This is a genomic window from Sphingopyxis sp. H073 (genome assembly GCF_001468395.1).
Classification (GTDB): Bacteria; Pseudomonadota; Alphaproteobacteria; order Sphingomonadales; family Sphingomonadaceae; genus Sphingopyxis.
The window spans coordinates 1-3831 of sequence record NZ_LNSG01000023.1 but is presented as its reverse complement, the minus strand read 5'-3'; the positions used below and the strand labels follow the sequence as shown (position 1 = coordinate 3831).

The 3831-nt window shown below is 68.8% G+C and carries 3 protein-coding genes; 2 read left to right on the top strand and 1 reads right to left on the bottom strand.

Annotated elements, in window-relative coordinates:
- The first annotated feature begins 232 nt into the window (after window positions 1-232).
- Window positions 233-2005 carry a class I adenylate-forming enzyme family protein gene (locus ATE64_RS20925; RefSeq protein WP_058457708.1) on the top strand — a complete coding sequence of 591 codons (1773 nt, stop codon included), beginning with the start codon at window positions 233-235 and terminating at the stop codon, window positions 2003-2005.
- Between the two features lie 245 nt (window positions 2006-2250).
- Window positions 2251-2964 carry a PEPxxWA-CTERM sorting domain-containing protein gene (locus ATE64_RS20920; protein ID WP_058457707.1) on the top strand — a complete coding sequence of 238 codons (714 nt, stop codon included), beginning with the start codon at window positions 2251-2253 and terminating at the stop codon, window positions 2962-2964.
- A gap of 124 nt (window positions 2965-3088) precedes the next feature.
- Here the strand turns inward: ATE64_RS20920 and ATE64_RS20915 are convergent, their stop codons facing one another.
- Entirely contained in the window at window positions 3089-3721 is a 633-nt protein-coding gene (locus ATE64_RS20915) for a hypothetical protein (RefSeq protein WP_058457706.1), read from the bottom strand.
- Window positions 3722-3831 lie beyond the last annotated feature (110 nt).

The window sequence follows — 3831 nt, the reverse complement described above, 5'->3', positions numbered from 1 at the left end:
GCCCTAAAGCCCCTCGCCCCCCAGTGCGCTTTGACCAGTCGCCGCGCGAGCGCGCTCACCTGGATGCGGATGTCGGGCACCGCGACGACGTCCCACAAATCGCCGCGCGTCATCAGCCCGATCGCGAATATGTCCGTCCGTCCCCCTCCCCTTGCGTGCATCCCCAATCAAACTTACGTCGAAGGCGACGCGTGGGGCGACAGACACTCATAGCGCATGGAGAGAGCGCCGCATGACGGATAGTATGAGCGACCAGCCCCTCGTTGCGATCGATCCCGCCTGGCCCAGAGTCTCGCTCGCCGACGCGACCGCCGCGCTCACCGCGCCCGGCAGCAAGTTCGAAATGGATATGGCGACGATCCGCGGCATCCCGACGCGCGTCTGGAAGCACGCGCCCGCCGACCTCGGCGTGCTGCTCGACCTCTCGCGCACCCACGGCGATCGCCTCGCGACGATCCTCGACGACGAGCGCGTGAGCTTCGAGGCGCAGTATCGTGCCACCGCCGCGCTCGCGCAGGCCTTCGTCGACCGCGGCGTCGGCAAGGGCGACCGCATCGCCTTCGCGACGCGCAACCTGCCCGAATGGCCGGTGATCTTCTTCGCGATCGTCTCGATCGGCGCGATCGCGGTGCCGCTCAACGCCTGGTGGACCGGCGACGAGCTGACCTACGGCATCAAGGATTCGGGCGCGCGCATCGTGATCGTCGATGCCGAGCGCTACGACCGCCTCGCCGCGCACCGCGCCGACCTGCCCGATGTCGGCGAGTGGATCGTCGCCCGCGCGCCTGCCGCGATCGAGGGCGCCACCGCGCTCGAAACCCTCATCGGCCGCCCCGCCGACTGGGCCGCGCTTGCCCTCCGCGAGCGCCCGCAGGTCGATCTCGCCGCCGACGACCCCGCGACGATCTTCTACACCAGCGGCACCACCGGCCATCCGAAGGGTGCGCTCGGCACGCACCGCAACCTTACCACCAACATCCTGTCGAGCGGCTTCGCGGCGGCGCGCAATTACGTCCGCCGCGGCGAGGCGATCCCCGACCCCGCGCCGCGCACGATCCTGACCGTGATCCCGCTGTTCCACGTCACCGCCTGCTCGGCGACCCTGATGGGCAGCATGGCGGCGGGCAACACGATGATCTTCATGCGCAAGTGGGACGCGGTGCAGGCGATGCAGATCATCGAGCGCGAGCGCGTCAACGTCACCGGCGGCGTCCCGACGATCGCGTGGCAACTCCTCGAGCATCCCGACCGCGCCAGCTACGACCTCTCCTCGCTGGAGGCGATTTCCTACGGCGGCGCCCCCTCGGCCCCCGAGCTGGTGAAGCGCATCTACGAGGAGTTCGGCGCGCTCCCCGGCAACGGCTGGGGGATGACCGAGACGATGGCGACGGTCACCTCGCACTCGGCCGAGGATTATCTGGGTCGCCCGACCAGCGCCGGCCCGCCGGTCCCCGTCGCCGACCTCGAGATCCGCGCCGACGACGGCGTCACCCCGCTCCCCACCGGCACGGTCGGCGAGCTCTGGGCGCGCGGCCCGATGATCGTCACCGGCTACTGGAACAAGCCGCAGGCGAGCGCCGAAACCTTCGTCGGCGGCTGGGTCCGCACCGGCGACCTCGCGCGCCTCGACGCCGAGGGCTTTGTCTACATCGTCGACCGCGCGAAGGACATGGTGCTGCGCGGCGGCGAGAATATCTATTCGTCGGAGGTCGAGAACCGCCTCTACGAGCATCCCGCGGTCATGGACGCCGCGGTGATCGGCCTGCCCCACCGCACGCTGGGCGAGGAGCCCGCCGCGGTCGTCCACCTCGCCCCCGGCACCAGCGCGAGCGAGGCCGAGCTACAGGCGTGGGTGCGCGAGCGGCTCGCCGCGTTCAAGGTGCCGGTCGCGATCCGCTTCACCGAAGGCACGCTGCCGCGCAACGCGAACGGCAAGATATTGAAGAAGGACCTGAAGGCGCTCTTCGACGACCGCCCCGCCGCCGGCCAGGCCGCCGCTGGCTGACCGCGCGCCGGGCGCGGGCGGGGCGCATAACAAGCACTTAACATTCACCCCTTCGGTACGATAACCCGAAAGGGGTAACGCTCGCCCCGAAACCCCCGCGAGTCCTTGGCCTGCTCGCGCCCGCGAGTCTCGATCTGGAACAAATTTCCCTTTTCATCGAATCATTTAGTCAACAGTGGACCTAATTTTTGTTACGTTCCCCTGTCCGCACGAGTCGCACGCGGCATCAAAAGGGAGGAACACACATGCGTTTTATCTACGCACTTGCGGCCTCTGCCGCGATTACCATGGCTACTCCGGCTTCGGCCGCAACGGTTTTCACTGACGGTTTCGAAGGCGATGATCCGGATCTGACCGTGACCACGCTCGACAATTGGACGGTGACGCAAGGCGTCTCTGTCGACGTTGTCGGGTCGCCCAACGCCTTCACGATCGGTATCACGCCGCCCGCGTCGGGCAATGTGATCGACCTCGACGGCACCCCGGGTCCGGCGACGATCACCTCGAATGCCAGCCTGAACTTGGGGTTCAACGCGGGCGACCTCGTCACCTTCAGCTTCGACGTCGGCGGCGCGCAGCGCAACTCGGTCGCCGATAATTTCCAGGCGATCCTGTTCCTCGATCCGTCGAAGGTCAGCGGCCTGACGGGCACCGGCCTGACGAGCACCGGGTTCGGCTCGACCGCCAACTCGATCTTCTCCTCGGTGTCGATCCCGGGCAGCACCGCCTTCACCACCTCGTCGATCAGCTTCATCGCGACCGGCGCGGGCACGATCAGGATGGCGTTCGGAACGACCAGCGCCGACAATATCGGTCCGCTGCTCGACAATGTCCGCCTCGACGTCTCGGCGGTTCCCGAACCGGCGACCTGGGCGATGATGCTCCTCGGCCTCGGCTTCGTCGGCGGCGCGATGCGCGCGCGGCGCCGCAAACAGAATGTCGCCGTCCGCTACGCCTGACGGTAGCAACCCTGTCCACTGAGACGCCGCCGGCCGCAAGGCTGGCGGCGTTTTCACATGCGCGGGGGCAGAAGCGGCCGCGGCGCCGCCGACTCACACAAAAAACCCCGCCCGCGCGGGCGAGCTACAGGCTGTCGGCCGCGGCCCGGCACGACGCCAGCCGCTCGCGCACCGCCTCGTCCGCCGCCGGCTGGCCGCAGCGGCTGCAGGCGCCGCTTTCGGCTTCCTCGGCGGCCACCGACGCGCGCATCGCGGTCAGCTTGGTGAGCAGCTTGTCGATCGCGCTGCCGGGGTGGAAATATTTGATCCCGGCGCCGTCGAAGCGCCAGCCCTCCATATGCTCCTCGGCGCTGATCGTCGCGTCGCCGTCATAGCGTTTGTGGAGCGGCCGTACCGCGCCGCCACCCCCGCCCTCCCCGTCGCCCAGATCGCCGCGTTTCAGCAGCAGCCCCAGCATCGAATCCGACGGCATGATCCGCAGCTCGACCTCCTTGCCGTCCCGGATGATCACCATCTCGCGTCCCACGACGGCGCGTTCATAGGCGATCGCCCGCAGCCCCCGCCCCGCGCGCGCCAGTGCGGTCGAACAGGCGCGGTCGAATTCGTCAAAGCGCGCGCGGGCCTGATTGACCGACTTGCGGCTGATCCCCGCCACGCGCGCCGCATCGGTAACGCACCCCGTCTGCGACAACGCCGCCAGAAACGTCCGCGTCCGCGCCACCGTCCACCCATCCTCGCGAATGCGCAGCCCCGGCATCAGGGGATTGGCCCGCCTAAGCCCCTCCCCCTTGTGGGGAGGGGTTGGAGTGGGGGTAGCGCCCTGACGCAACGCCGCCGCCTTTCCGCCCCTTGAAACCCCCGATTCCC